27 protein-coding genes are annotated in these 24,856 nt (G+C 67.2%); 9 read left to right on the plus strand and 18 right to left on the minus strand.

What is annotated here, in order from left to right; translation table 11 throughout:
• Position 1 precedes the first annotated feature (1 nt).
• The 6 genes from EV191_RS00275 to EV191_RS00300 all read right to left on the minus strand — a co-directional run bounded on the left by EV191_RS00275 (position 2) and on the right by EV191_RS00300 (position 9,204).
• Positions 2-1,042 (minus strand): ABC transporter permease, encoded by a 1,041-nt coding sequence (locus tag EV191_RS00275; RefSeq protein ID WP_132874773.1) that lies wholly within the window; start codon positions 1,040-1,042, stop codon positions 2-4.
• Positions 1,039-2,574 carry a sugar ABC transporter ATP-binding protein gene (locus EV191_RS00280; RefSeq protein ID WP_243658660.1) on the minus strand — a complete coding sequence of 512 codons (1,536 nt, stop codon included), beginning with the start codon at positions 2,572-2,574 and terminating at the stop codon, positions 1,039-1,041. The genes EV191_RS00275 and EV191_RS00280 overlap by 4 nt, the downstream gene beginning before the upstream one ends.
• Positions 2,571-3,224, minus strand: a complete 654-nt coding sequence (locus EV191_RS00285; RefSeq protein WP_132874774.1) for a 3-keto-disaccharide hydrolase — start codon at positions 3,222-3,224, stop codon at positions 2,571-2,573. Before EV191_RS00285 ends, EV191_RS00280 begins: the two co-directional genes overlap by 4 nt.
• Before the next feature lie 5 nt (positions 3,225-3,229).
• On the minus strand, positions 3,230-6,796 hold the full coding sequence (locus EV191_RS00290; RefSeq protein ID WP_243658661.1) for a PQQ-dependent sugar dehydrogenase: 3,567 nt from the start codon (positions 6,794-6,796) through the stop codon (positions 3,230-3,232).
• A gap of 392 nt (positions 6,797-7,188) precedes the next feature.
• Entirely contained in the window at positions 7,189-8,472 is a 1,284-nt protein-coding gene (locus tag EV191_RS00295) for an ATP-binding protein (RefSeq protein WP_132874776.1), read from the minus strand.
• 54 nt (positions 8,473-8,526) lie between these two features.
• A complete protein-coding gene (locus EV191_RS00300; protein ID WP_132876032.1) occupies positions 8,527-9,204 on the minus strand; it encodes a response regulator transcription factor in 678 nt (225 codons plus the stop codon).
• A 29-nt stretch (positions 9,205-9,233) separates the two neighbouring features.
• Between EV191_RS00300 and hisN the strand changes: the two genes are divergently transcribed.
• The gene (gene hisN, locus EV191_RS00305) at positions 9,234-10,013 is read left to right on the plus strand and encodes a histidinol-phosphatase (protein ID WP_424565415.1); all 780 of its coding nucleotides are present in this window, start codon (positions 9,234-9,236) and stop codon (positions 10,011-10,013) included.
• Here the strand turns inward: hisN and EV191_RS00310 are convergent, their stop codons facing one another.
• The 8 genes from EV191_RS00310 to EV191_RS00345 all read right to left on the minus strand — a co-directional run bounded on the left by EV191_RS00310 (position 10,014) and on the right by EV191_RS00345 (position 16,673).
• The gene (locus tag EV191_RS00310) at positions 10,014-10,292 is read right to left on the minus strand and encodes a hypothetical protein (RefSeq protein ID WP_132874777.1); all 279 of its coding nucleotides are present in this window, start codon (positions 10,290-10,292) and stop codon (positions 10,014-10,016) included.
• The gene (locus EV191_RS00315; protein WP_132874778.1) at positions 10,289-12,613 is read right to left on the minus strand and encodes a glycohydrolase toxin TNT-related protein; all 2,325 of its coding nucleotides are present in this window, start codon (positions 12,611-12,613) and stop codon (positions 10,289-10,291) included. The genes EV191_RS00310 and EV191_RS00315 overlap by 4 nt, the downstream gene beginning before the upstream one ends.
• An 8-nt stretch (positions 12,614-12,621) precedes the next feature.
• Positions 12,622-12,942 carry a hypothetical protein gene (locus tag EV191_RS00320; RefSeq protein ID WP_132874779.1) on the minus strand — a complete coding sequence of 107 codons (321 nt, stop codon included), beginning with the start codon at positions 12,940-12,942 and terminating at the stop codon, positions 12,622-12,624.
• Between the two features lie 4 nt (positions 12,943-12,946).
• Positions 12,947-13,528, minus strand: a complete 582-nt coding sequence (locus EV191_RS00325) for a YbaB/EbfC family nucleoid-associated protein (RefSeq protein ID WP_243658662.1) — start codon at positions 13,526-13,528, stop codon at positions 12,947-12,949.
• A 42-nt stretch (positions 13,529-13,570) separates the two neighbouring features.
• On the minus strand, positions 13,571-14,230 hold the full coding sequence (locus EV191_RS00330; protein WP_132874780.1) for an adenosylcobinamide amidohydrolase: 660 nt from the start codon (positions 14,228-14,230) through the stop codon (positions 13,571-13,573).
• A gap of 3 nt (positions 14,231-14,233) precedes the next feature.
• Positions 14,234-15,178 (minus strand): hydroxymethylglutaryl-CoA lyase, encoded by a 945-nt coding sequence (locus EV191_RS00335; RefSeq protein ID WP_132874781.1) that lies wholly within the window; start codon positions 15,176-15,178, stop codon positions 14,234-14,236.
• A complete protein-coding gene (locus EV191_RS00340; protein WP_132874782.1) occupies positions 15,178-15,771 on the minus strand; it encodes a PH domain-containing protein in 594 nt (197 codons plus the stop codon). Before EV191_RS00340 ends, EV191_RS00335 begins: the two co-directional genes overlap by 1 nt.
• A gap of 86 nt (positions 15,772-15,857) precedes the next feature.
• Positions 15,858-16,673, minus strand: coding sequence for a biotin--[acetyl-CoA-carboxylase] ligase (locus EV191_RS00345; protein WP_207894355.1), 816 nt, complete (start codon positions 16,671-16,673; stop codon positions 15,858-15,860).
• An 83-nt stretch (positions 16,674-16,756) separates the two neighbouring features.
• Here EV191_RS00345 and EV191_RS00350 point away from each other — a divergent pair, with 83 nt between their 5' ends.
• The 4 genes from EV191_RS00350 (at position 16,757) to EV191_RS00365 (ending at position 19,984) form a co-directional block, all read left to right on the plus strand.
• Positions 16,757-17,917: a C40 family peptidase gene (locus EV191_RS00350; RefSeq protein WP_243658663.1), complete on the plus strand. Its 1,161-nt coding sequence runs from the start codon at positions 16,757-16,759 to the stop codon at positions 17,915-17,917.
• A 71-nt stretch (positions 17,918-17,988) separates the two neighbouring features.
• A complete protein-coding gene (locus EV191_RS00355) occupies positions 17,989-18,498 on the plus strand; it encodes a DinB family protein (protein ID WP_243658664.1) in 510 nt (169 codons plus the stop codon).
• A gap of 40 nt (positions 18,499-18,538) precedes the next feature.
• Positions 18,539-19,402: a class I SAM-dependent methyltransferase gene (locus EV191_RS00360; protein WP_424565429.1), complete on the plus strand. Its 864-nt coding sequence runs from the start codon at positions 18,539-18,541 to the stop codon at positions 19,400-19,402.
• A 12-nt stretch (positions 19,403-19,414) separates the two neighbouring features.
• A complete protein-coding gene (locus EV191_RS00365; protein WP_132874784.1) occupies positions 19,415-19,984 on the plus strand; it encodes a GNAT family N-acetyltransferase in 570 nt (189 codons plus the stop codon).
• 4 nt (positions 19,985-19,988) lie between these two features.
• On the opposite strand, the gene EV191_RS00370 is transcribed toward EV191_RS00365, so the two are convergent.
• Positions 19,989-20,585, minus strand: coding sequence for a YdcF family protein (locus EV191_RS00370; protein WP_132874785.1), 597 nt, complete (start codon positions 20,583-20,585; stop codon positions 19,989-19,991).
• 206 nt (positions 20,586-20,791) lie between these two features.
• On the opposite strand from EV191_RS00370, the gene EV191_RS00375 reads away from it, so the two are divergent.
• Positions 20,792-21,226: a pyridoxamine 5'-phosphate oxidase family protein gene (locus EV191_RS00375; protein WP_132874786.1), complete on the plus strand. Its 435-nt coding sequence runs from the start codon at positions 20,792-20,794 to the stop codon at positions 21,224-21,226.
• Positions 21,227-21,228: 2 nt separating this feature from the next.
• On the opposite strand, the gene EV191_RS00380 is transcribed toward EV191_RS00375, so the two are convergent.
• Both EV191_RS00380 and EV191_RS00385 read right to left on the minus strand, forming a co-directional pair.
• Positions 21,229-21,702 carry an SRPBCC family protein gene (locus EV191_RS00380; protein WP_132874787.1) on the minus strand — a complete coding sequence of 158 codons (474 nt, stop codon included), beginning with the start codon at positions 21,700-21,702 and terminating at the stop codon, positions 21,229-21,231.
• A 3-nt stretch (positions 21,703-21,705) separates the two neighbouring features.
• Positions 21,706-22,047: an ArsR/SmtB family transcription factor gene (locus tag EV191_RS00385; protein ID WP_132874788.1), complete on the minus strand. Its 342-nt coding sequence runs from the start codon at positions 22,045-22,047 to the stop codon at positions 21,706-21,708.
• Positions 22,048-22,102: 55 nt separating this feature from the next.
• On the opposite strand from EV191_RS00385, the gene EV191_RS00390 reads away from it, so the two are divergent.
• A complete protein-coding gene (locus EV191_RS00390) occupies positions 22,103-22,993 on the plus strand; it encodes a methyltransferase (protein WP_243658666.1) in 891 nt (296 codons plus the stop codon).
• On the opposite strand, the gene EV191_RS00395 is transcribed toward EV191_RS00390, so the two are convergent.
• Positions 22,990-23,448, minus strand: a complete 459-nt coding sequence (locus EV191_RS00395; RefSeq protein ID WP_132874790.1) for a GNAT family N-acetyltransferase — start codon at positions 23,446-23,448, stop codon at positions 22,990-22,992. The two genes, EV191_RS00390 and EV191_RS00395, sit on opposite strands and share 4 nt — an antisense overlap.
• Positions 23,449-23,592: 144 nt before the next feature.
• On the opposite strand from EV191_RS00395, the gene EV191_RS00400 reads away from it, so the two are divergent.
• Both EV191_RS00400 and EV191_RS00405 read left to right on the plus strand, forming a co-directional pair.
• Complete coding sequence (locus tag EV191_RS00400) at positions 23,593-23,955, plus strand: antibiotic biosynthesis monooxygenase family protein (protein WP_132874791.1); 363 nt, start codon at positions 23,593-23,595, stop codon at positions 23,953-23,955.
• A gap of 67 nt (positions 23,956-24,022) precedes the next feature.
• A complete protein-coding gene (locus tag EV191_RS00405) occupies positions 24,023-24,856 on the plus strand; it encodes an alpha/beta fold hydrolase (RefSeq protein ID WP_132874792.1) in 834 nt (277 codons plus the stop codon).

Raw genomic sequence — 24,856 nt, forward strand, 5'->3', positions numbered from 1 at the left:
CTCAACCGCTTGACTGCGACTGGTGCCCGCGCGAACTCCGGTACTGCAACAGCACGGCCAGCACGATGATCGCGCCCTTGGCGATGTTCTGGATGTCGGTGTCCAAATTGTTCAGTGTGAAGACGTTGCCGAGTACGGTGAAGATCAGTACGCCGATCAACGTGCCGACCAGCGTGCCGCGGCCACCGCTGAGCAGCGTGCCGCCGATAACGACGGCGGCGATAGCGTCCAGTTCGTACAGCAAGCCATTGGATGCCGCGCCGGAACTCGCCCTCGCGACAACCATGACCGCGGCGATACCGCAGCACAGCCCGGCGATGCCGTAGACGAGCGCGATATGTCGCTTGACGTTGATGCCGGCAAGGCGGGCAGCTTCGGCGTTCCCACCGACCGCGAAGGTACGGCGACCGAAGGTGGTGCGGTTCAGCAGTACCCAGCCGACCGCGAACACCGCGGCGAACATCCACACCAGCACCGGAATGCCGAACATGGTCGCCTGGAAGAAATCCAGGAATCCAGTGTCCCGGACAACCTGGGTCTGCCTGCCGCTGATCCGTTCGGCGAGCCCACGAGCGGAGGCCATCATCGCCAGCGTGGCGATGAACGGTACGACCTTGCCGTAGGCGATCAGCATCCCGTTGACCAAGCCGCAGCCCAGCCCGACGAGCAGCGCGCAGAGCACCATGACCGCGGGCCCGTAGGACTGGGTGGCCACCGTCGTCATCCATACGCTGGACAGCGCGACGATCGAACCGACCGAGAGATCGATGCCCGCGGTGATGATCACGAAGGTCATCCCGATGCTGACCACGCCGATCGCCGCGGCCAGGCGCAGCACCGTGGACAGGTTTCCCTCGGTGAAGAACGCGTCCGGGCGGGTGAAGTGACCGACGAGGCAGAGCCCGACGAGCACGCCGAGCAGAATGATCAGCCGCAGGTCCGGTCGAAACGACCAGCCACCACCGCCGGTCGGGGGTTCCGGCTCCCGCCCGGTATCCGATCCCGGTGCTCCACCGGATACCTCCCTGGCTACCTCACTCATCCGGCACTGCCCTCCATCACCATGTCCAGCACCTCGGCCTCGGTCAGTTCGCTCGCCGTACGCTCGGCGAGCTGTTGACCCTCGCGTAGCACAAGTACTCGGTCGGCGAGGCCGAGCACTTCCGGCAGCTCGCTGGAGACGATCACCAGCGCCACCCCGCTATCGGCGAGGTCGCGGATCAACCGGTAGAGCTCGGCCCGCGCGGCCACGTCGACCCCTCGGGTGGGCTCATCAAGCAACAGCACCTTGCAGCCGTGCACCAACCAGCGAGCCAGTACCGCCTTCTGCTGGTTGCCACCGGACAGTGTGCTGATCCCGCGCCGTGGATCGGCCGGGCGTAGATCGAGTTCGGTCAGCTTGCTCCGCGCATCCAACAGTTCCGCGCGGCGCCGGGTGAAGCCGAACCGGCTGTAGCGGGCAAGGCTGGCCAGCGTGACGTTCTGCGCGACCGTCATATCCAGCTGCAGTGCCTGGCCTTTACGCTCTTCCGGCGCGAGCCCGATACCGGCCTGCACCGCGACCGGCACGCTGCCCGCCCGGATCCGCCTGCCAGCCACGAACACCTGGCCGGTATCGGGTTTTCGCGCACCGAACACCGTTTCCAGAATCTCGCTGCGCCCCGCGCCGACCAACCCGGCGAGGCCAAGGATCTCCCCGGCACGAACGGTGAAATCGATATCGGCGAACTCGCCACGGCGACCAAGTCCGGACACTCGCAGTACTTCGTCGCTTTGCTCGCCGGCAGTGTGTGCCGCCGCGGACCTGGTACCACTCGGGAAGGCGGTTTCCACCCTGCGCCCGGACATCAGCGCGACCAGCTCGGAACTGGGTGTCCGCGCGTCCAGGTTCGCGGCTACCGTGGCGCCGTCCTTGAGGACGGTCACCCGATCCCCGATCTCCCTGATCTCCGCCATACGATGGGATATGTAGATGACCGCGACGCCGCTTGCGGTGAGCTCACCGATACCGCGGAACAGGTTCGACACCTCGTCCACGGCCAACGCGGCGGTCGGCTCGTCCATCACGATCAGTCGTGCGCGGTACGCCAGCGCCCGTGCCATCGACACCAGTTGCTGTCCTGCCGCGGACAGCGTGCCAACCTCGCGGTCCGGGTCGATCTCCGGATGGCCGAGCCTGGCAAGCAGCTCGGCCGTACCGCTGCGTGCCCGCCGCCGCGAGGCGAACCCGAACCGGGCTGGCTCGTGTCCAAGATAGACGTTCTCCGCCACGGAACGGCTGCGCACCAGATCGAGCTCCTGGTACATAGTGGCCACGCCCAGCCGGAGCGCGGCGATCGGCGTGCCAAGGGTGACCGGAGCACCGCGCCAGCTGATCGTGCCGGAGTCCGGCTGGTGCGCGCCGGCAAGTACCTTGATCAGGGTTGACTTGCCGGCGCCGTTCTGCCCGAGCAGGCAGTGCACCTCACCTTCGGCCACCGTGAGCCGAACCCCGTCCAGCGCGCGCACCCCGGGAAATGTCTTGACGATATCGGACATCTCCAGGAGTGCGGCGCTGGTCGCTGGTTCACTCATCGCCACTCACCGAGCGGCCGCACCCAGATATCGCGGAACTGGGTTCTGGTTTCCGGATCGTGATTCTGCAGTCCCAGGTATCCCGTACTGCCCCTGTCCGGATGCGTACTGACGAAGTTGTTCACCAGCTTCCCGTTCAGGAACACCAGGTACCGCTGGCCAACTACCAGTATCCGGTAGGTGTTCCATTCGCCGACCGGTCGGGACGCCTGCCGGAAGGCTTCCTGGAAGTTGTAGATCGCCGCCGTCTTCTGTGGGTCGCCGGCCGGGTTGTCGTTGATCTGCACCTCGTAGCCGTGGTCCACGGCTACCCACGGATCATCCCCTGGATCGGGAAATCGCAGGAATATCCCGGAGTTATCCGTTTCCGAAGTGACCCGCCACTGCACGCTGAGCAGGTAGTCGGCGAACTCCCTTTGCTCGTACCAGAGCAGGCCCATCCCGTCCCTGGTCTGCAGGGTTCCGTCAACCACGTCGAACCCGCCAGGCCCGGCCTGTGCCCATCCTTCGGTCGTCTTGCCGTCGAACAACTGGATCTTCCCGAAGTTCGGCGCCTTGCTCGCGGCCGCCGGCTGCGCGCCCGCGACTAGCGTGAGCGCCAGCAGTGCCGCACCGAGCAAGCCAACGCGCCGCCTCGATATCCGGATCATTCGGCTCACCCGTTCTCGTTCAGCGGTTTGATCTTGATGTTGCGGAAGCGCAGTTCCTCGCTCGCGTTCTCCAACCCGACGAACGGTCCGGTACCCCGGTCCCCTTCACTGGTGTACTCGGTGACCACCTCGTCGTTCAGGGTCACCGTGTACTTGTTTCCTTCCACCCTGATGGAGAACTTGTTCCAGCCGCCGTACGGGGGCTTCGCGGCAAGGAACTCCGCAGCCTGTACTCCAGCGATCGATCCGGTGCGGTCAACCGGATCGTCCACCCGGTCCAGGATCGCCACCTCGTAGCCCTGCTTTCCTGGCAACTCGGCGTCGTCACCTGGATCGTCGAACCGTTGGTACAGTCCGGAATCGGCGCTGACGCTGAAGCTCTCGTACTCGGCTTCCAGTACGTAGTCGGAGAACTCCTGATCCGCGTACCAGAGCACGCCACGCTCATCGCCTTCGGCGCGTGGTTGCAGCAGCCCGCCAGCCACATCGAAGCCGCCGGTGCCGACGTGCTGCCAGCCAGCGAGCGTCCGACCGTCGAACAGGTTCAGGAAGCCGTTCTCATCCGGCTGTGCAGTCCAGGTCACCTCCGCGGTGTCCACGGCTACGTCGGACCGCAGGTTCGCCGGACCGTCATCGGCCTGTACCAGCGTGTCGGTACCGCGGATACACGAGTCGCCATAGGCCGCGCAGGCAACCACGATGTCGTTGGCGCCGACCGGACTGCTGTAGGGCATCCGGACCACACCCGATTCATCCGCGGCCGCGATGTGCTGTTCCGCGCGCAGGTAAGGCGTGCCGGAGTCATGCCCAGCCGGCAAGCTACTCGCCGGGGACTCCCGGTACACCTCGACCGTGACCTCCGCACCAGCCGCACGAGCTGCCTGGTTGAACGTCGCGGTTACCTCGTGTTCGGTGCCACTCGGCAGTTCGGCGGATTCCGGGGTTACCGTCAGCTCGCCGTCGACCGCGTCCACCACACGCACCTCGGTGCTTGCCGTGCCACGTTGCCGGCCCTGCCCGTCGGTCAGCGTCACCGTCGCGGTGTAATCGCCCTTCTCCGCGTAGGTGTGCGCGGCCTCGGCGCCGGTTCCTTCGGCGCCGTCGCCGAAGTCCCAGGTGTAGGTAGCACCTTCCGGAGCCCGCTCGGCCTCGGCGGTGAAGTTCACCTCGAGCGGCGCCGCGCCGGTTCGCACATCGGACTGCGCGGTCACGTTCAGCGGCCCGGTCGCGCCGAGCCCGTGGAAGTTCAGCGAGTCCAGTTCGAACAGGTTCTCGCCTTCGCCGGTGAACACCGCGTAGATCGCTGAGCCGTCATCGTCCTGCTCGGTCACCTCGACCGGCCCGACATCCACATAGGATCCTTCGGTGCCTGCTGGCACCTCCGCGGTGCCGAGCACCGCACCGTCGGGCGCACCCTGGCGTAGTTCGATGTTTCCGCCTACTCCGGTGCCGCGGACCCGGAAGCTCACCTCGTCCACCGATTGCGCGCTGAGTGGGTCGAACGCGATCCAGTCACCTGGCGCTATCGCCGAGACCAGCCCGGCACCCTCGGCTTCCTCGTGTTCGACGACCTCAACACCTTCCGAACTCGAGAAGTATTCGGCCTGCTTGTGCTTGGGCTGCAACAGGATCTCGTGTGAGCCCTCGGCAGGCTCGACGTTCTCGCCGCCCTGGTCGGTGTAGTTGGCTCGAAGTACCGTGAACAGGTTGGCGTCGCCACCGTGCCCTGCTTCTTCCTGGATCTCCACCACACCGGTACAGCCCTGGTTGGTGGACTGCGGATGCGCGTGCTCGTCGTGCCCGAGGGCCACCTGCACGCTCACCTCGGCGCAGTCGATTCCGTTGCCGACCGTGCCGTCCTCCGGATCGGTCACGTTGACCCGGTAGGAGACCTCGTCACCGAATTCGAAGGTCGCCCCGTCGTCCGGGAACTCCAGTTCGACTTCCGGCGCGTGATTGCCGACGGAGATATCCACCCGGACCACGCTGAACCTGCCGGTGCTGTCGGTAACGGTCAGCTTCGCGCTGTACGAACCGTTCTCGGTGTAGGTATGGCTGGCGGTTGGTCCCTCCGCATCGGTACTGCCGTCTCCGGTGAAGTCCCATTCGAAGCTGATCTCATCGCCGTCGGCGTCGGTTGACTCGGATGCGTCGAAGTTCACCTCCAGTGGCGCGTCGCCGGAGGTCGGCGTCGCGGTCACCTGGGCACTCGGCGAATGTTGGCCCTGGGTGTAGTCCACTCGGTACAGTCCGGCGTCCGGGCCGGGGGTGAAGAAGCCACCACCGTACTCGAGGACGTAGAGCGAGCCTTCCGGGCCGAACTCCAGATCCATCGGCTGGTTGAACTCCTGCTCGGGCAGGAACGGGTCGATGGACTGCAATTCGGCGTTCTCGTCCATCCGAACGTCCTTGATGAAGCCCCTCGAGTACTCGTAGAAGAACTCAGCACCGTCATACTCGGCAGGGAACTTGGTGTTCGACTCGAGATTCTCGTCGTAGCGGTAGACCGGGCCGCCCATCGCCGTGCCGCCACCGGGGCAGTCGATCTGCGGGAACGTGTCGAAGCAGTCGTACGGGTACCAGATCGCCGGATCATCCGCCGGTGGCAGCTCGCTCATCCCGGTGTTGTTCGGCGAATCATTCACCAGATTCGCACAGTCGAACGGCTCGCCTGGAGTATCGGTGGCGAAATCGTAGTCGTGGTACGGGATTCCGTCGCCGATGCAGTAGGGCCAGCCGCTGTTGCCCGCTTCGGTGACCACGTCCAGTTCCTCGTACTGGCGCGGCCCCCGTTCCGGGTCGTCCTCGCTGGCGTCCGGTCCGACGATACCGATGTAGACCCAGCCGGTCTGCGGGTCAACGGAAAACCGGAACGGGTTGCGTAGTCCCATGTAGTAGATCTCCGGGCGGGCGTTCTCGGTGCCTTCCGGGAACAGGTTTCCCTCCGGGATGGTGTAGCTGCCGTCCTCTGCCACGTTGATCCGCAGCAGCTTGCCGCGCAGATCATTGGTGTTCGCCGAGGAGCGTTGCGCGTCGAACGGTTCCCTGCCTTCCTGTTCATCGATCGGGGTGTAGCCATCGGAAGCCCAGGAGTTCGTGTTGTCCCCTGTGGACAGATACAGGTTGCCATCCGCGTCGAAGTCGATATCGCCACCGACGTGGCAGCAGAGGTCCCGCTGGGTGGGCACTTCGATGATGTTCTGCTCGCTGTCCAGCCGCAGCTCGTTACCGTCCAGTTTGAACCGGGAGAGCCGGTTGAGCGGTTCCGAGCCAGCCGGCGAGTAGTAGGCGTACACCCACTGGTTCTCCGCGAAGTTCGGGTCAACCGCGATACCTTGCAGGCCGTCCTCTTCGCCGGTGTACACGTTGAGCTGGCCGGCCTCGGTCACGTTGTAGGTGGCTGGATCGAAGATCCGCACGATGCCGCGCCGGTCGGTCATCAGTACGCGGGCGTCCGGGAGTACCGCCAGCGCCATCGGCTCGCCGACGTCATCGGTGAGCTTCTTCTTCTCGAACTCGCTTGCTGGCGCCTGCGCCTCAGCGGTTCGCTGCCGCGCTCCGCCTGGCAGCACGCTGCCGCCGGTAACAGTGACCGAGTCCTGTTCGGGACCGGCCGGTGGGGGTTGGGCCGGCTGGACCGCTAACGCATGACCGCCGACGGAAAGGGTGACTGCAACAACGGACAGTAGTACAACAAGTGCTCGACGTAGCGAAGACATCATCGTCTCTCCGAGAGCTCGGGGCGGGCTCGGGGGTTCTAGTTGTCATCAATCAACGCGGGAAATGCCGTAATCCGCGTCACACGCTACAGGCTTTCGAGTATTCGCGGCAGAAGTTTGTCTTGTCTTGTCAGAAGTTAGTCCATCTGGAGCAGCGTGACCGCTCGGAAGCCACCAAAGCCGGCTCCACCAACCGCGTTGCTTAGGGATCTTGCGGTGACTGGGTGTGACCGCGCTCTTGAGGGTTAGCGCGGGGCCGGGTCGGTGGGCCAGGAAACCCCGCGGACGTCGCTTGCCCTCGGGATGCGCAGGAAGACGCTGAATGTGGCTGGGCGTTTACTGGACAGCTCGAGCCTGCCGCCATCCGCGTCAACCAGCGCGCGGGCCAACGCGAGACCAACCCCGGTTGAGCCGACCCCGGACACACCGCGCTCGAACACGTGCGCGGCGAGCTCGTCCGGCACCCCGTCGCCCGCGTCGGTCACCTCGATCACCGCGGTCGCCTCGTTCTCACCCTTGCGGGCGGACACCGTCACCACTCCTGCGCCATGCCGCAGCGCGTTATCCAGCAACACGCCCACGGCTTCGCTGAGCCGCCCAGGCGTCGCCGAGGCCATCAGCCCCTCGGCGACCCGCACCCGCAACGAACGGCCTCGCGCCCGGAACAGTTCGCGCCATTCGCCGCTGATCCGCTCGAGTTCCTCGTGCAGATCCACCGGCTTGGCGCCAATCGCCCGCGCCGCGCGGGCCGCGGCGAGTAGATCGTCGAGCACCGCGGCAAGCTGGTCCGCCTGGGACTGCGCCGCGCGCGCCTCCTCCGCCGTTTCCTGATCGGGATGCTCGGTCAGCGCCTCCAACCGCAGCTGCAGGGCCGTCAGCCTGCTCCGCAACTGGTGCGATACGTCGCCGACCAGCTGCCGCTCCCGCTGCACCAGCTGCGCGAGCGCGATCCCCGAGTCGTCCAGCGCCTCGGCGACCATATCCAGCTCCGGCACCCGGTAGCGCCGGTCGTCCGGCCGGAAATCACCCGCGCCGAGCTTGGCCGCCCGCGAAGCCACATGGGTCAACGGCGCCACCAGCCGCCGCGCGGTGACCGTGGCAACCACCGCGCCGATACCGATGGACAGCACGACAAGCAGACCGACGATGGCCAGCACCTGGGTCTGCTGCGCCCGCATCGAACCGTCCGGAATCTCCAGCCGTACGGTGCCGTCGCCCGCGGTCGGCACTTCCTCGACCACCCTGCCCTCGGTGATCGGCCTGCCGTAGTGCAGCGGCGGTTTGCCCGGCCGCAGCACGGTGAGCAGACCGTCGTCCGGCACCACGATGCGCGCCCGATCCAGATCGACCGGGCGGTTACTCGCGACGTCCTCATCGATGAACGTGGCGATCTGCTGTGCGCGGGTGGCGACGCTGTCCCGTTGGGTGCTCTCCACGATTCGCGCGGTGGTGTAGGCCAGCGGCACACCGAGCGCCGCGGCCGTCACGGCTACGGCGAGCAGGATCGCCAGCACGATTCGGCGTCGCACCCGTGTCCCTCCCGGTTCAGTTGGCCAGCCGCACGTCGGCCCGCGAAGCAGCCGTCAGTCCGCGTTGAAGCGGAACCCTACGCCGCGCACCGTGGCGATCCTGCGCTCCACCGCGCGATTGCCCGAACCGCCCAGCTTGCGGCGCAACCAGGACATATGCATATCGAGGGTCTTGGAGGTGCGGATCGTTTTGCTGTCCAGGTCGTTCCACACCTCGGCAAGGATCTCCTCCCTGCTCACCACCTGACCCGCGCGCTGGATCAGCACCCTGAGCAGCTCGAACTCCTTGTTGGCCAGTTGGATCTCCGCGCCGTCCACGGTCACCAGCCGCGCGCCCAGATCCATCCGCACCCCGGCCACCTCGAGGATCTCCGGAACGCGCCTGCGCAGCAGCGCGCGAATCCTGGCGAGGAGTTCCGCCAGCCGAAACGGCTTGGCCACGTAGTCGTCCGCACCGGCGTCCAGCCCGACCACGAAGTCGACCTCATCGGTACGCGCGGTCAGCATCAACACGGGGATCTCGCTACCCTCGGCGCGCAGCCGACGACACACCTCGAGCCCGTCCATCCCGGCCAAGCCGAGATCGAGCACGAGCAGATGCGCTCTGCCTTCGGTCGCGATCTCCAGTGCGTGATGCCCGTCCGCGACCACCCGGACCTCGTACCCTTCCCGGTACAACGCCCTGGACAGTGGCTCGGCGATCGCCGCGTCGTCCTCAGCCAGCAAGACCATACTCACACCACAACTCTACGATTACCGTCGTGTCGACCTATGCAGCCGATCTGGCTTGCGCGTCGCGGCTGGCCGATGCCGCCGACGCCATCACCCTCGCCCGGTTCCGTGCCCGCGACCTGAACGTCGCCGGTAAACCCGACCGCACCCCGGTCACCGACGCCGATATGGCGGTCGAGGACAAGGTGCGCGCGCTGCTCGCCGAGCATCGACCTGGAGACGCCATCGCGGGAGAGGAACGCGGCGGCGCGATCGGCAGCGGCCGGACCTGGGTGCTCGACCCGATCGACGGCACGAAGAACTTCCTGCGCGGCGTCCCGGTGTGGGCCACGCTGATCGCGCTGGTCGAGGACGGCGCAGCGGTCGCTGGGGTGATCAGCGCGCCGGCGCTTGGCCGGCGCTGGTCGGCCGCTACCGGCGAGGGCGCCTGGGTGCGGGACTTCGACGGCACCCGGCGGATCGAGGTATCCGGTATCGGCTCGCTCGCCGATGCCTCGCTGTCCACCACGAACCTGGCCACCTGGACGGAGTACCAATCGCGGGAGGGTTACCTACGTCTGGTGGACGCCTGCTGGGAAAACCGCGCGTACGGCGATTTCTGGCAGCACTGCCTGGTCGCCGAGGGCGCGGTGGATCTCGCGGCCGAGCCGGTGGTGAATTCCTGGGACGTCGCGCCGGTGCAGGTGCTGGTCACCGAAGCCGGTGGCCGGTTCTCCGATCTGGCGGGGGTGGCCACGATCGAAGGCGGGTCGGCGCTGTCCTCGAACGGTCGGCTGCACGACACCGCGCTGGAAACCCTGCGCGGTTAGCTATTCGGTTGGCAGCGTGCCCACGGCGCCGCGCGCGACCTGGGACCAGGCGAGCCGGCCGAACAGGTAGTGGCAGGCGACTTGTTCATTGGTGAACCGGGCCCAGTCATAGCGGTTGCCCTGTTCACGCCAGAACACTTCCCAGCCGAAGTTGCCTTCCTCATCCGGTTCCTCGTCGCGCAGCAGACACCAGGTGGCATCGGCCTCCGTACCAATCGAGACCACCTCGGGCGGTACGCCGATCGCGCCCAGCCAGTCGGTAATCACCGCCACGTTCACGGGTTCGCCTCCATCGTGTCGCCGTCCGGCATGTCGCGCCGCAGGGTCAGTTCCACCAGATAGCCCAGCGCGACCAGGTCAGCCGCCGAATAGCCAGCCCGGTACCGGGTGCCCCCGCCGGGCTGAGCGAACCAGCCGGCGGATTGCGCCTGCCACACGGGCAACGGTCGGCGCACCCGATAGCGGTGATAACCGGCGTCCAGCTGTTCGGGTGGCAGCGACCGCCCGGCGAAGGCCGTGCCGTCCGGGGCGAAAACGCGGCCCTCCGGGGTACCGAACCGGTCGAGCAATGCGTCTGGTTCGAGCACGATCGCCTCGCCCTCGGCGCAGCAGCCTTCCGGGTAGAGCTCGGCAGGCGGCCAGGCGTACTCCAGCGCGCTGCCCCGCTCGCGCGCGGTGGGCAGCAGGAAGCGTTTGTCCCAGGTGCGCTCGTCCAGCGCACCGAGTGGATCGTGGGTTTCGGCAAGCGCGGCGACGGTCGGGTGGTCCATCAGCAGGCCATGTTCCGGCGGTACCGGTGGGCCGCCGGCCTCGGCTCGGGCAAGCGCCTCGGCGGTGTCGATCAGGTCGGAGTCCGGATGGTCGTGCGGCGGGAACCGGAGACCGGCCGCGTAGTCCAGTTCGGCCGCCGGCGGGGCCAGCTGGCGCGCGGGTTTCGCGCTGGCGACTGGCAGGTGCCCGATGGGGAACATGTGCACGCGGAACAACGCGACCACGGCCTCGCGCTCCTGCCGGGGCGCGCCGAGCGCTGGTTGGGCCTGCTGACCACCGGCCTGCCGCGCTGGCGGCTGGCCCGGCTGTTGCTGGCCCGGGTGTTGCTGGCCCGGGTGTTGCTGGCCCGGTGGCTGGCCAGGCTGCTGAACGGGTCCCGGCGCTTCCGGGCCGAATCGGTGTACGAACCGGTCCGCCCCGCGTGCTCCGCCACCGGGAACCGGTGGCGGAGCGCCCACCGCGCCACCCGCGCCTGGCCCCGGTGGCGCACCGGGCGCGCCTCCGACTGCTCCATGCCCACCCGGTCCAGCTGGCCCGCCGAACTGGGCACCACCACCGAGCGGGCCTTGGCCCCCTGGCGCCTGCCCGATCGGACCGGCGCCTGCCTGGCCCAGTCCTGCTTGGCCAGCGCCGACCTGGGGCGCGCCCAGTCCCGATGCCGCTGCTGGTGGCGCGTCCATCAACCCGGCCGCGGCCGGGCGCACCGTGCCGGTCGGTGGTGTTGGTGCGTTCGGGCCGCCGAAACCGCCGGTCCCGCTCGGCGGTGTCGGATCAGCCGGCCCCGACTGCCAACCATCCGCGCCGTCCGGTGCCCAACCTCCAGTACCCCCTCCGGGCACGGCAGCTGGCGGCCCGCCGCCCGGTGAACCCACGATCGGTAGCCGCCCGGTGTCCCCGTCGTGGATCCCTCCGCCAGTTGGGCGGCCGGGCTGCCAATCCGGGCGGACATCCTCGCCCGGACCACCGCCAGCCTGGTCCGGCCACGGTCTACCTGGTTTTGGGCTACCTGGTTCTGGCATGCCTTCTTCTGGCGCCACGCCGAGGCCCGGCTGCTGACCAACCTCGGCGGGCTCATCCGACACGCCAGCGAGACCACCGACCACGCCATGCGCGGTATCCGTTACCCGCTCGGCGAGGCCAGCACCGGATCCGCCGGTGCCCGGATTGGTGCCATGTGAATCCACCCCGGCCGCCTCGGCGAGGCTGCTGCCGGTATCGCCCGCCTGCTGCACGACGGCCTGCGGAATCCCGGTTGCCGCGGAAAGCAATCCGGGTTCACCCCTGCCACCGGGGTTGGGGTCGACCAGCTCACCCGCGCCGCGCACCGTGCCCCCGGCAGGACCGACCGCATCGACGAGCGAACTGTGCAGATTGCCAAGATTCGCGGAGGTTCCGCTCACTGCCATCGGCAGCCCGGCAAGAGCGGTCGGATGACCAGCGGCGGCTGCCTGCTGCGCGGCATCGTCGTTCTTGGCCAATGAGACAAGCTGCCGGACGATCTCTGTTTTCGCCGAACCAACCTGCTCGGCGGCGGCGTCCAACCGGTCGGCCGCGTCCCGGCAACCGCGCACCGAACTCGCGAACTGTCCGGACTCCGGCTCGGCCATCCTGGACCAGTCCGTGCCGGCTGCCTCGCCGGCGCGCCCGTGCATCGCGCCGGTCGCGCCACTTGCCGCGGTATCCGCCTCGCCGGCGAGGGTGTTCAACTGCTCGGCGGCATCTCGCCATGCCGCCGCCGATTCGCGCATCGCCTCTTCGTCGGCCTGTGGCCAGGAGACGCCGGCCTTACCGGCCACATCGGCGAGTTCCGCCGGTAACTCGATGCCCATGGCCCGCCCTACGTCTCGCCGCCAGCTTCGAACCCGGCCGCTTCATCAGTGTCCACCGCGCGGTAGTCGCGGGCGCTGCTGGCGAACTTCGCGCCAAACTCACCGAGCTGGCCGGCGAGGCCACCGAGCTGGGCGCTGGTCGTCCCGGCGGGTTCACTGTGCGCCGAGGCGAAACTGCGCCCGACGTCGTCGGTACCCCAACAGTCACCGCTTGCCGCAAGGCGTTCGGCCAGCTCACCGGAAATCCGCTTGGCCCGTTCGGCGAAACCGTCGAACTCGCCGGCCCTGCTTTCCAGGCGCGCGACGTCGGCTTCGAATCCGTCCGGCATCCGGTCACCTCCTGTTCGCCGCGGCGTCCGCGTCATCCAGCCAGCTCCGCTCCGCGAAGCTGTCCTCGCCGTCTTCGGTCGAGTCCGCCGGTTTGCCCGAACCCTTCGATCGGTCGGGCGCGATCTCGGTGGCGTCGAGATCCGCGGTGCCGAGTAGCAGTGCCTCCGGGTCGGTGCCCGCCGGTAGTACCGGTGCCAGCGCGTCACTAGCCTCCCGCAGCGCCCGCGCACCAGCCTGCCCGGTGAGTTCCACGATCACCTTCGCCAGTTCGGTCGGCCGGTACCGCTGGTAGGCCTGCTCACTGATGGTCAGTTCGGTCAAGGTGCCACGAGCACCGACCGTCGCGCTGACCGAGCCGTCCGGGGTACGTGCCGTCTGCCGAATCGCGGCCATCTGCTGATGCACCGAGGCGAGCTGGGCACGGCTGCGTCGATAATCCGCAAGCAGCTCGTCGACCTGCGCGCGGTGCGTGTTTTCCTCGGCCACGCTGGATACCTCCGGTCGCTGCGCGCTGGCTTGGTGCCACACCGGGGACAGTCCTCGGCACCAGGTTCGACGCGGGCGGTGCGCGTCGAGTTCCATCATCCTCGCGGAAAGTTCCCTGAACGCGCCCGGTGACCGCGTTCTTTAGGAATCTTGCGGTTGAGGGCCGGGCAAAACGCCTAATCCGGTCAGGATTGAGTCGTGTACCGCCCTGGCGAGTGACGCGCCGACGAGTGAACGCGGCCCACCGTAGGGCTCGGCTGGGCCATCGACCGGACACAGCAGCACGGTGGCGTCGGTGCAGGTCCCCGTGCCGGATATCCCGGCGGCGGCAAGGGCCTGCGCCTTCGCCTCCGCCACCGTGGCAACGGCGTTGACCAGCGCGCCCTCGGTCAGCCGAACCGGTGACCAGCACACCGCGTTGATCGTGCCGGCCGCCGGTGGCCTCGACTCGGCGAGCGAGGCCGGATCTGTCTCCGCGGCCCACACCGGGTAGCCGACGCCGGTGGTCACCGAGGCAAGCACGCCGTCCCGGACGGTACTGACCACCTCGCGCACATCGACCGCGGTAAGCAGGCCGGTGCCGTGACCACGCAGCCCAAGTTGCTCAGCCAGTTCGCCGATATGCCGTTGCGGATCACCCCGGTCATAACCACGGCGCACGGTGGCGTTCAGCACCCAATCGCGTTGCCCGATACCGCCGCCGTAGACGGCCGACGAGATCGCGAGCCATGGCCGCGCGGCGCGCCACAACGCCAGCGGGTAACCCTCGATCCAGTGCAGCTCCTGCCGCGTCCGCGCCACGGACTAATCCCGAAGCGCGCGCACGACACGGGACGGGCTTGGCCTACCGAGTCGTTCGGCCAACCACACGCTGGCATCCGCGAGTAGGTCGAGGTCCACGCCGTGCCGCACCCCGAGCCCGTCCAGCAACCACACCAGGTCCTCGGTGGCCAGGTTGCCGGTCGCCGATTCGGCGTAGGGGCAACCGCCGAGCCCGCCCGCCGAGGAATCCACCGTGCGGACCCCGCAGCGCAGCGCCGCGAAGGTGTTGGCGAGCGCCTGACCGTAGGTGTCGTGGAAATGCACGGCGAGGGCGTCCATGCCGGTGCCGGCCGCGCGGAAGCCGTCGAGCAGCTGCTCGACGTGGCCGGCCGTGGCCACGCCGATCGTGTCGCCAATAGACAGCTGGGTACAGCCGAGTTCGAGCAACCGGTTGCCGACCGAGACGACCTGCGCGGGGTCCACCGGACCTTCCCATGGATCGCCGAAGGCCATCGAAATATAGGCTCGTACGGTCATTCCCGCCTCGCGGGCGCCAGCGACCACGGGCGCGAACATCTCGAACTGCGCGTCGAGGTCGCTGTTCAGATTGCGCTCCGCGAAGCTCCGCGTCGCCGAGCCGAAGATCGCGATATCCGCGACGCCAGCTCGAATCGCGCGCTCGAGGCCGCGCTCGTTCGGTACCAGCACCGGGTAGCGCACGCCAGCAGCGGGGCTCAAGCCGGCAAGCAGTTCCTCGGCGTCCGCCAGCTGCGGCACCCATTTCGGATGCACGAAACTGGTAGATTCCACAATAGACAGGCCAGCGCGGGCAAGCCGGTCGATGAATTCCAGCTTCACCGCGACATCCACAATGGATGACTCGTTCTGCAGTCCGTCGCGCGGACCGACCTCCCAGATAGTCACCGAGTCGGGCAGCTCGCTGCTGCCGGGGACGCGCATGGGCAGGCCGATCTCGCGTGCGCCCATCAGCGCTGCCTGCCGTCGTCCGGGCCGTACGGCTGCTCGGGTGCCTGCTCGTCGTAGGGATACTGCGCGGTCTGCTGGTAGCCCGTGGCGTGGTAGTCGTCGTACGGGTTGTCGTTGATCTCCCGGTACAGGATCGAGTGGACCTTCTCGACCCCGGGGATATCGTCGAATTCGAGTGGTTCCTCGGAGGCCGACTCGATGATCAGCGTCCCGCAGCCGACGATCCGATCGATCAGGCCGTGTTCGAACCGCACACTGTTGATCCTGGCCAGCGGGATGTCGATACCGGTCCGGCTGATCAGTCCTTCACGTGCCATCACCCGATCGGTGGTCACGATGAAATGCGTCGTGCGCCAGCGCACGAACGGGGCGAACACCGCCCAGATCAGCAGGATCAGCGCGACGACACCGATCGCGATCAGACTGATCATGTCCCACGGCTCGGCGAAGTCGCGGGCCAGCAGCGCCAGCCAACCGCCACCGCCGAGCGTGATCAGCAGGACGAGCACGGGCAGGAGCAGTGCCTTCCAGTGCGGATGCTTGTGGATCACGACGCGCTCGTTCGTACTGAGCAGGTCGTCTGGGTAAGCCACGGTTTTTCCCTCCCACGCCCAGCATCGCCGGCTGGCTTCACCGTACCGGCAGCTTCCAGTGGCCCGGTATGGCCTTACACCGGGCTTTACTCCATGATCGCGCGCAGGTGGACCACATCGCCAGCGGAGACGACCATCCGCTGGTCATCATCGGTGTTCAGGATCAGCGCGCCGGTCGGGTCGATGTCCACCGCGCGGCCACGGTGCCGCGTGTTCACTCCCTCGACGCGTACCTCGCGGCCGAGCGTGTCGCAGTTGTCCCGGAACTCGGCGCGCAGACCGGCGGTCTCCAGATCCCCCTGCGCAGCGCGCCAGCTGCCAGCCAGCTCCGCGAAGGCGGCGAGCAGCTGGGCGGCCAGTTCGGTCCGGGTTGTCCGGATGCCACATTCGGCGAGCGAGGTCGCGGCCAGCCCGCCCGGCCCTGTGGTGGTTTCCGCCAGCGGGCTGGTGTTCACCCCGATCCCGACCACGACGGCTGGGGGCGCGGCGGATACCGATTCGCACAGGATGCCGGCACACTTCGCTCGATCCGGCCCGGCGAGCAGGTCGTTCGGCCATTTCAGCGCCGCGTCCGCGCCGAGCGCGCGCACGGTGCGGAGCAGGGCGAGCCCGGCCACGATGGTGACGGTGCCAAGCCGGTCCGGGGGCACCCCGTCCGGTCGCAGCAATACGCTCAAGTAGAGCCCGCCTGGCGGCGATGACCAGCTGCGGGACCGGCGCCCCAGCCCGGCCGTCTGCTCCTCAGCGATCAGTACGGCGTAGTCCGGCGCCCCCGCTGCCGCCGCGGTAACCAGATCGGTATTCGTGGATCCAGTGCTCGCCACCACGTCAAGCTGGGTGAACTGGGGCCGCAGTCGGGCACGTAATGCCTGCTCGTCGAGCGGTTCGTGGAAATCCGGCACGCGTCCAGGATAGTTGCGACGGGCGGCGTGGCGAGTTCGCGTTCTGGTCGTATCGGCGCGCCTGATCTCCTAAGCTGGGCAAGGTGCGCATTCGTCTAACCTCCTCATCCGCCGGCGGCTGGCGGCACGGTGCCAGCGGTCGCGCGCTCGTCGCGCTCGCCCTTGTCGGTGTGCTCGGCGTCGGCGGCTGGTTGGTTTCTCGCGGTGAGCCCGAGGCAGCGCCCGCCGCGCAAGAGGCCGAGCAGGGGCGGGAGCAGGCTGGCGGAGTGCCCTCCATGCTGGCGGCCAGCGCGCCGCTTGACCCCGAACAGCCCTCACCGCTCAACTCGGAACTGGATTCCTGGGTGCGGGAGATGTCCGGCAAACTGCAGGTCCCGGAGCGCGCGCTGATCGGCTATGCGAATGCCGAGCTCACCTTGCGTGCGGAGCAACCCGAATGCCAACTGTCCTGGGTGACCCTGGCTGGCATCGGTAAGGCCGCGTCGGATCATGGCCAGGTCGCTGGTGGCGAGTTGCGCGCCGATGGCTTCGCGGACCGGCCGATCGACACCGTGCCAGTGGACGTGGCCGGCGGGGAAAGCGATTCGGTCGCCCCCGCGGTTGGCCCGATGCAGCTCTCCGACGAACTCTGGCAACGGTGGCAGGAGTCGGCGCAGCCCGGCAGGCAGGCGAACGCGCAGAACATCGACGACGCGGCGCTGACCGCTGGCCGGGCGTTGTGTGGTGATGGCACGGATACCTCGAACGGCGACCAGTGGTGGCAGGCCGTGGAGGACTACCGCGGCTCGGAGCTGTTTCTACAGCGCGTGCTGGCCAACGCGAACCTCTACGCGACACTCGCATCGGATGAGCACTCGCCGGATCCACGTGCGGTACGCGCGATCCAGTTCGCGATTGGACAGCTGGGCCTGCCGTATGTCTGGGGCGGCAACGGACCCGAGGGTGGACACAGTGGATTCGACTGCTCCGGGCTGACCACCGAGGCGTACAAACGCGCGGGCATCCAACTGCCGCGAACCGCACATTGGCAGTACGGCGACGTCACGCTCATCGCCGAGGGTGAGCAGCCGCAGCTCGGCGATCTCGTCTTCTACGGGAACCCGGCGACGAAGATCCACCATGTCGGGATGTATCTCGGCAACAACCTGATGATCAACGCGCCGACCTTCGGTCAGGCGGTACAGATCCACAATTACCGCTCACCCGGCGACGAATACGCGGGCGCGGGACGCCCGGCGAACTGACCATCATCGGTCGGCGACGCCCACTACGCACAGTCGCGTAACTGTCAGACCCCGCTGGCATGATGCGGCTCATGGCCATCGAGCGTCCGACGCCCCCATTGCATGCCGACGAGCGCACGACCCTGGAAGGCTGGCTCGACTTCTACCGGGCCACTCTGGCGCTCAAATGCGCGGGGCTGTCCGAACAACAGCTGCGCATCGCATCGGTGGCGCCGTCGCCACTGACGTTGCTCGGACTGGTTCAGCACATGGCCGAAGTCGAACGGAACTGGTTCCGCCGTGTCCTGGCTGGCGAGCACGCCCCACCGATCTACGATCCGAACGCCGATCCCAACGGCCAGGACGGCGGGTTCGACCTCTCCGGCGAGATCACCTTCGCCACCGCCCGCGAAACCTGGGAAGCCGAAATCGCCAACGCCCGCGCCACCTGCGCGCACCGCGCGCTAGATGAGACCAGTCCGTTCCTCGACGGGCAAGTCACTCTGCGCTGGATCTACACGCACATGATCGCCGAATACGCGCGCCACAACGGGCATGCCGACCTCATCCGCGAACGCATCGACGGCACCACCGGCGTCTAACCCGACCACCAGGCTCCGCTACCGACCACAATCAAAGGGAATCGCCGTGACTGACCGACTGGCCGAGGAACCCGACAACACGGCCGTGCGCGTCGCGCTCTGGCGCGCGCTGCACGTCGACGTCGATGCGCCCCCGCATGTGTTCGAGGACCAAGTCGGCCTGCGGCTCGTGGCACCGGACGAGGGCTGGCGGCAACGCCCGGATATGGACCCGGACGCCACCAGCAGGTTCCGCGCGGCCATCGTGGCCCGGGCACGCTTCATCGAGGACCTGGTCACCGAGCAGGCCACACGCGGTGTCGACCAGTACGTCATCCTCGGGGCAGGTCTGGACACCTTCACGCAGCGCAGGCCGGAGATCGGCGCTCGGCTTCGGGTGTTCGAGATCGAGCAGCCCGAAACCCAGGCGTGGAAGCGCCGCCGGTTGGTCGAGCTCGGCTACCCGATTCCCGACTGGCTGCGGCTGGTGCCGGTCGATTTCGAGGCGGGGCAGTCGTGGTGGGAACAGCTGGTCGCCGCGGGTTTCGAGCCGAACCGGCCCGCGGTTATCGCATCGACCGGCGTGACCATGTACCTCACGAAGGAGGCCACGGCGGCCATGCTGCGCCAGATCGCCGGACTCGCCACTGGCTCGACGCTCGCCATGACGTTTCTCCTGCCCGCGGAACTTCTGGACGACACGGACCGCGCCGGACTCGAGACGAGCGCGAAAGGCGCGCAGGCTTCGGGAACACCCTTCGTCAGTTTCTACACCCCGCAGGAGATGCTGGCGATGGCGCGCGAAACGGGCTTCCGTGAGGTCGGGCATGTGGCTGGAGCCGCACTGGGCGAACGCTACTTCGCTGGACGATCCGACGGTCTGCGCCCATCGAGCGGCGAAGACGTCCTGCTGGCCACCAGCTAGTAGGTTTGGCCAGTGATCAGTTCCGACGTCTTCGGTAACCAACCGATCCTGACTGGACCCAAGGTCAGGCTGGAACCCTTGGGCAGCCAGCATTTCGAGGGCATCTGGCGGATGCTCGCCGATCCGGAAGGCGCCCGCCTGACCGGTACGCACCAACAATTCACCGAGGACGGGGTCCGCCGATGGCTCGCGACCCGGCAGGACCACGACGACCGCGCTGACTGGGCAATCCTGCGCCGCGATGACAACACGGTTCTCGGCGAGGTGGTCCTCAATGAACTCGACGAGTACAACGCCTCGGTGAGTTTCCGGATCTCGCTCGTCGGCCCGGAGGTGTTCGGCCGCGGCTACGGCACCGAAGCGACCCAGCTGGTCCTGGACTACGCCTTCGACGTCGCTGGTCTGCACCGCGTCCACCTGGAGGTCTACGACTTCAACCCCCGCGCGCAACGCGTCTACGAGAACTGTGGATTCACCCGCGAGGGCGTGCAGCGAGAAGCCTTGCACTGGAATGGCCAGTGGCAGGACGCGATCACCATGGCCATCCTGTCCACCGATCCTCGGCCAGCTACCGCGAGCTGAGACGTCATTTCCCGGCGAGGTTCCGCCGGCAGCGGGCCAGGTCGCGCAGACCGTACAGCGCGAAGAACGGTTTGACCGGCCACGCCTCGCCGAGCCGGTAATCGGCGGCGCGTACCAGGCGCTCGGCAAGGTCCGGGCGCTGGTGACGCAGGTAGAGGCGGCCTTTCTGGGCATGCAGCGGATTCGACACGATCTTGATCTGATCCACCTGCTCGATCAACGGGATGACGTTCTCGATGTTCTGCCAGGTACTTCGCGACTGGTCCTCGTGCAGCACCGTTCCGGTGAAGCCGCATTCTGTTACCGCGTAACGCGCAAGCAGTGCCGCCTCGGGTACCGAAGCCGCACCGCTTCCACCGGAGCAAACCAGAACCGAGCTGGCCAGGTTGGCATCGATCGAACGCAGCGCTGCCCGTACCCGCCACCGGTTCAGCACATTGGCCCGCACAGTGCCGGTATCCCGATATCCGAGTACGACCACCGCCTCGGAACTGGCGGGCAGCCGGTCGCGCACCTGAGCACGACTGGCCCGCCAGTGCACGAACTCGCCCCATGCGGCCAACCCAAATGGCAGGAGAAACACCAGCGTCTTCCGCAACACAGCTCGCGATCATACCCCCGCGCAACCGCAATCTTTAGGGATCTTGCGGTCAACTGCCTATCCGACTGCGTAGCGCCCCCGGAGGAAATGCGTGACAACAGTCTCAGCTACCACCGCCAGGGTTGACCTCAACCTTGGTGGAGATTGCAGGCTGCCGGGGCAGCCAGACCTGGCTGAATACCCGGAAGCGAAGGGCGCCCCGCAACGTGACCGACCGTGATTTCGATATTGATCCGTTCCTGGCGCGACCACTGACCGCGCGGATCGCCACCAACGGACCAACCATCCGGCCGGCCTGGTTCCTGTGGGAAGACAACGCGTTCTGGACCATTACCGGCCCCTGGTCCGTGCTACCGAAGCGAGTGCGAACCGACCCCGTTATCGCCATGGTGGTGGACGAATGCGACCTCGCTACCGGAACCGTGCGGCAGGTCATCGCCCGTGGCCAAGCTGAGATCCTGCCGTTCGACGTGCCGCGCGGCTACCGCAAACTCGCACGTTACCTCGGCGAAAACGTTAGTCAGTGGGACCAGCGCTTCCGGCGGCTGACCGAGGACCCCACGGATATCGCCTGGCTACGGCTATCCCCGACGTCCATCACCGCCAAGGACCTCAGCTACGAGGTCCAACCACCCCGATAACCCTAAAGAACGCGGTTCGAAGCCAGCTCGGCGACGTAGGCGGCAAGACCGTTCAGGGTCTGCTTACCGCCCTCGATCGCGTGGTACTTCTCCACCGCGTTGTCGCGCATCTCCTTGCTGGGGAACACCGTGCGCATTTCGATCCGGGTAGCCGCGCCGTCGGCCTCGAAGGTCAGGATCGACTCGAAGGCGTTCGGGTCGTCGCGATACTCACCGTGTAGCAGCGCGATCCGGCTCGGTGGGGTGATCTCGGTCCAGGTGATCCACTCTGGATAGTCCGTCCCGTCCGGCCCGTGCATCTTGAAGTCCCACACGGCGCCTACGCGGAACTCGAAGGAACGCGTGGTTGTGCTGAACCCCTCCGGCCCCCACCATTGCGACAGATGCCGGACCTCGGTGAACGCCTCGAACACCAGCTCCGGCGGGGCGTCGATATCCCGGGAAATGACGATCTCGCGCTCGGTTGTCGTACTCATCAGCTACTCCTCCTGCCTCGCCTGTTTCAAGTCCTGCACGTACGCGTCCAGCCGGTCGAAGCTCTCGTTCCAGAACCGCGCGAACCCACCTGTCCACTCGTGGACCGGCCGCAGCCCGCTGGCCTCCAAGCCGTACAGGCGCTGCTTACCTGCCGTGCGATCCCGCACCAGCCCAACCTCCTTGAGCACCCGCAGGTGCTTGGACGCGCGCGGCTGAGTCATCCCCAACTCGTTGGCCAGCTCGGTCACCGGCCGCTCGCCCGCCCGCAGCAACACCAGGATGTCCCTGCGCTGCGGCTCGGCGATCGCGTTGAAGACGTCCGACGTTGTCGCTGCCCGTGCCATGCCCGCAATCATATTCCCATATGGGCATACGTCAAGTCAGTTGCGTCGAATCCGCTTGACTGGCTTGCCACAGCGCTATTTCGTGGACTCTGCCGCGCTCGATCTACTACTCGCCCATCTGGCGAGCCTTGATGTCATGCAACAAACCACGGCTGGCTACCGAACCACCGAGTTCGGCGCGAACCTCCGCGCCGATGCGGGCAATGGCTTCACCAACATGCTGCTCCGGTTGGATTCCGCCGCCGGCCGGGCCGAACTGGCCTTCGTCGAACTCGCGCACAGCATCACCACCGGCCAAGCGGCGTATCCACGCCGCTACGGCAAGGACTTCTGGGCCGACCTTGCCGAACAGCCGCGGCTGCGCGAGTCGTTCGACCAGCAGATGACCCTACGGTTCCAACACCAGGTCCCGCGGATCGTCGCCGCCTTCGACTGGTCCCGGTTCGCCAACATTGTCGACGTCAGCGGCGGCCAGGGCACCCTGCTCGCCGCCATCCTGACCGCCCACCCGGAGATGCACGGTCACCTCGTGGATCTCGCGCCCACCGCGGCCGATGCCAGCCGCACCTTCAGCGCGCATGGTTTGGACGACCGAACCGACGTCACGGCGGGCAGCTTCTTCGATCCGCTTCCGGCAGGGGCCGACGCCTATCTGTTGTTCGACATCCTGCACGACTGGGATGACGAACACGCGCACCGGATCCTGGCCCGTTGTGTCGCCGCAGCGCACCCGACCGGTCGGATCCTCGTCGTCGAAGCGGTCGGCAGGCAACGCTCGACCAGCGAGATGGACCTGGCCATGCTGGTGATCTGCGGCGGCCGGGAACGCGAGCTCGACGAGTTTCGCACGCTCGGCCTCGCACACGGACTGATCCTCGACACGGTGACCACGCTGACCGAGGAACGCCAACTGCTCGAGTTCCGGCTCGAAGCCAGCGGACTTTAACGACCGAAGCGGTCCACCCGCTGCCATGGCCACTCCGCCGCGAGCCAGCGCGCGACGGCGTCGGCGAGTGGCCCATCCAAACTGGACCTGTCGACCCGCACCCAGGACTGCACCTCGACATCCCATTGCTCGGAAGCCGACGGATACAGATACACACAACCGATCACGTCGCTCCCGGTTGGATCGAGGACCGTGAAGGTGAACCCGACGCGCCGCGCGAAATCGTCGGCGTGCCGATGCAGATCGGCGAGATTCGCCTCGAGTGTCATGCCATCCAGCGGCGGCCAGTTGCCATCGGGATACCCGGGAGTGGCGCGAATGTGCTCGATGCTCGACATCCAGGCGGCATGATCGGCCGAATTGTGTTGTGGTCCAAGCGGTTCGAGTCGGAACTGGTCGGTGACGAGCGAGGTCGGCGGATCGAAGTCAACGGGTACGAACTCAGCCGCGGTCATGACGGAACCGTACTGGCTGACCCTTCCCCACGCACTCGGTTTTCGCGCCTTGCGGCGAGCTCGGCCACAGCGTCATTGACCTCAAGAAAGGTCGAGGTTGGATATTGGTGTCCGACACCGAGGCCACTTGACAAGGGAGCCAACATGAGCACGGACACCGGTTTCTACTCGATCATCGAGCACGCTACCGACGGCCAGGAAACCCAGCAGGCGCTGGTAGCCGCCTTCGCCAAGATCCAGGAACAATGGGTCCGCGACTACCCGGGCTATGTATCGGCACGGTTCCACGTGAGCACCGACGGAACACGCGTCTACAACATCGTGCACTGGGCAAGCGAGGCGGACTACCGCAACTTCGTGGCGACGTCCGATACCGAGGGCAGGATGGCGGCTATCCAGGCGGCGATGGACGGTCTTGCCGGTAAGGCGCAAGCCCGGGTCAGCGCGACCCCGACCTACACCGTCGCCCGCGAGATCGGCCCTGGACCACGGGCCGCTGATTCCTGACCCGCGCTACTGGCCGTCGGTAACATTCTTCCAAGCCACGGCGCGGGCGAGCGAGGAACATAGGGCCATGCATGCTTCCTACGAGGAATCGGCCGCTACGGAGCTAACCCTGCGCCTGGCTGACGGCGAGATCCAGGTCTATCTGGACGGTCCCAGGTACGCGCCGGCGCTGCTGCTCATCCACGGCACGGCGGCGTCGGCCCGCACCTGGACACCGATGGTTCCGCTGCTGGCCGAATCACATCGGGTCATCCGGATCGACCTGCTTGGCTGCGGCCGGTCAGCAGAACCAGCTGACGCAAGCTATACCGTTCCGGATCAGGCCAACCGGGCGAGCGCGGCGCTTTCTCAGCTGGGGGTCGAGCGAGCCGTCGTGGTCGGCCATTCCAGCGGTGGAGTGGTGGCAGCGGCCGTCGCCGAGCATCGACCTGATCTGGTGAGCGCCCTGGCGCTGGTCAACACCGGCCCCAGGATGGCGGCCTATCTCGGCGAGAACGCGGCCATCGATCCGGCGCAATGGCCGAATCTCTCCGACGAACAACTTCGCCACATCGCCAGTTCCGCGTTCGCACCTGGGTATCGGATTCCGCAGCCGTTCCTCGATCAGGTTCGTGCGATGAACCTCCGGGTGTTCGCCGCTACCTCGCAGGCGGTCCGCGACTACCTGGACGAACAGGCACTGCCCGAACGGCTGCGGAACCTCGGCAAGCCACTGCTGGCCATCTTCGGCGCGGAAGATCGCCGCTGGAACGTCGCCTCCGCAGCCGAATATCGCGAGGTTGCCGGCGGCACCGTCGAACTGCTCCCTGACCTCGGACACTCGCCGAACCTCGAAGATCCGGCCAGAACCGCCCAAGTCCTCCTGGAATTCACCCGCAACCAGGCGACCACTAGACGATAA

The organism is Tamaricihabitans halophyticus (assembly GCF_004340875.1).
Taxonomy (GTDB): domain Bacteria; phylum Actinomycetota; class Actinomycetes; order Mycobacteriales; family Pseudonocardiaceae; genus Tamaricihabitans; species Tamaricihabitans halophyticus.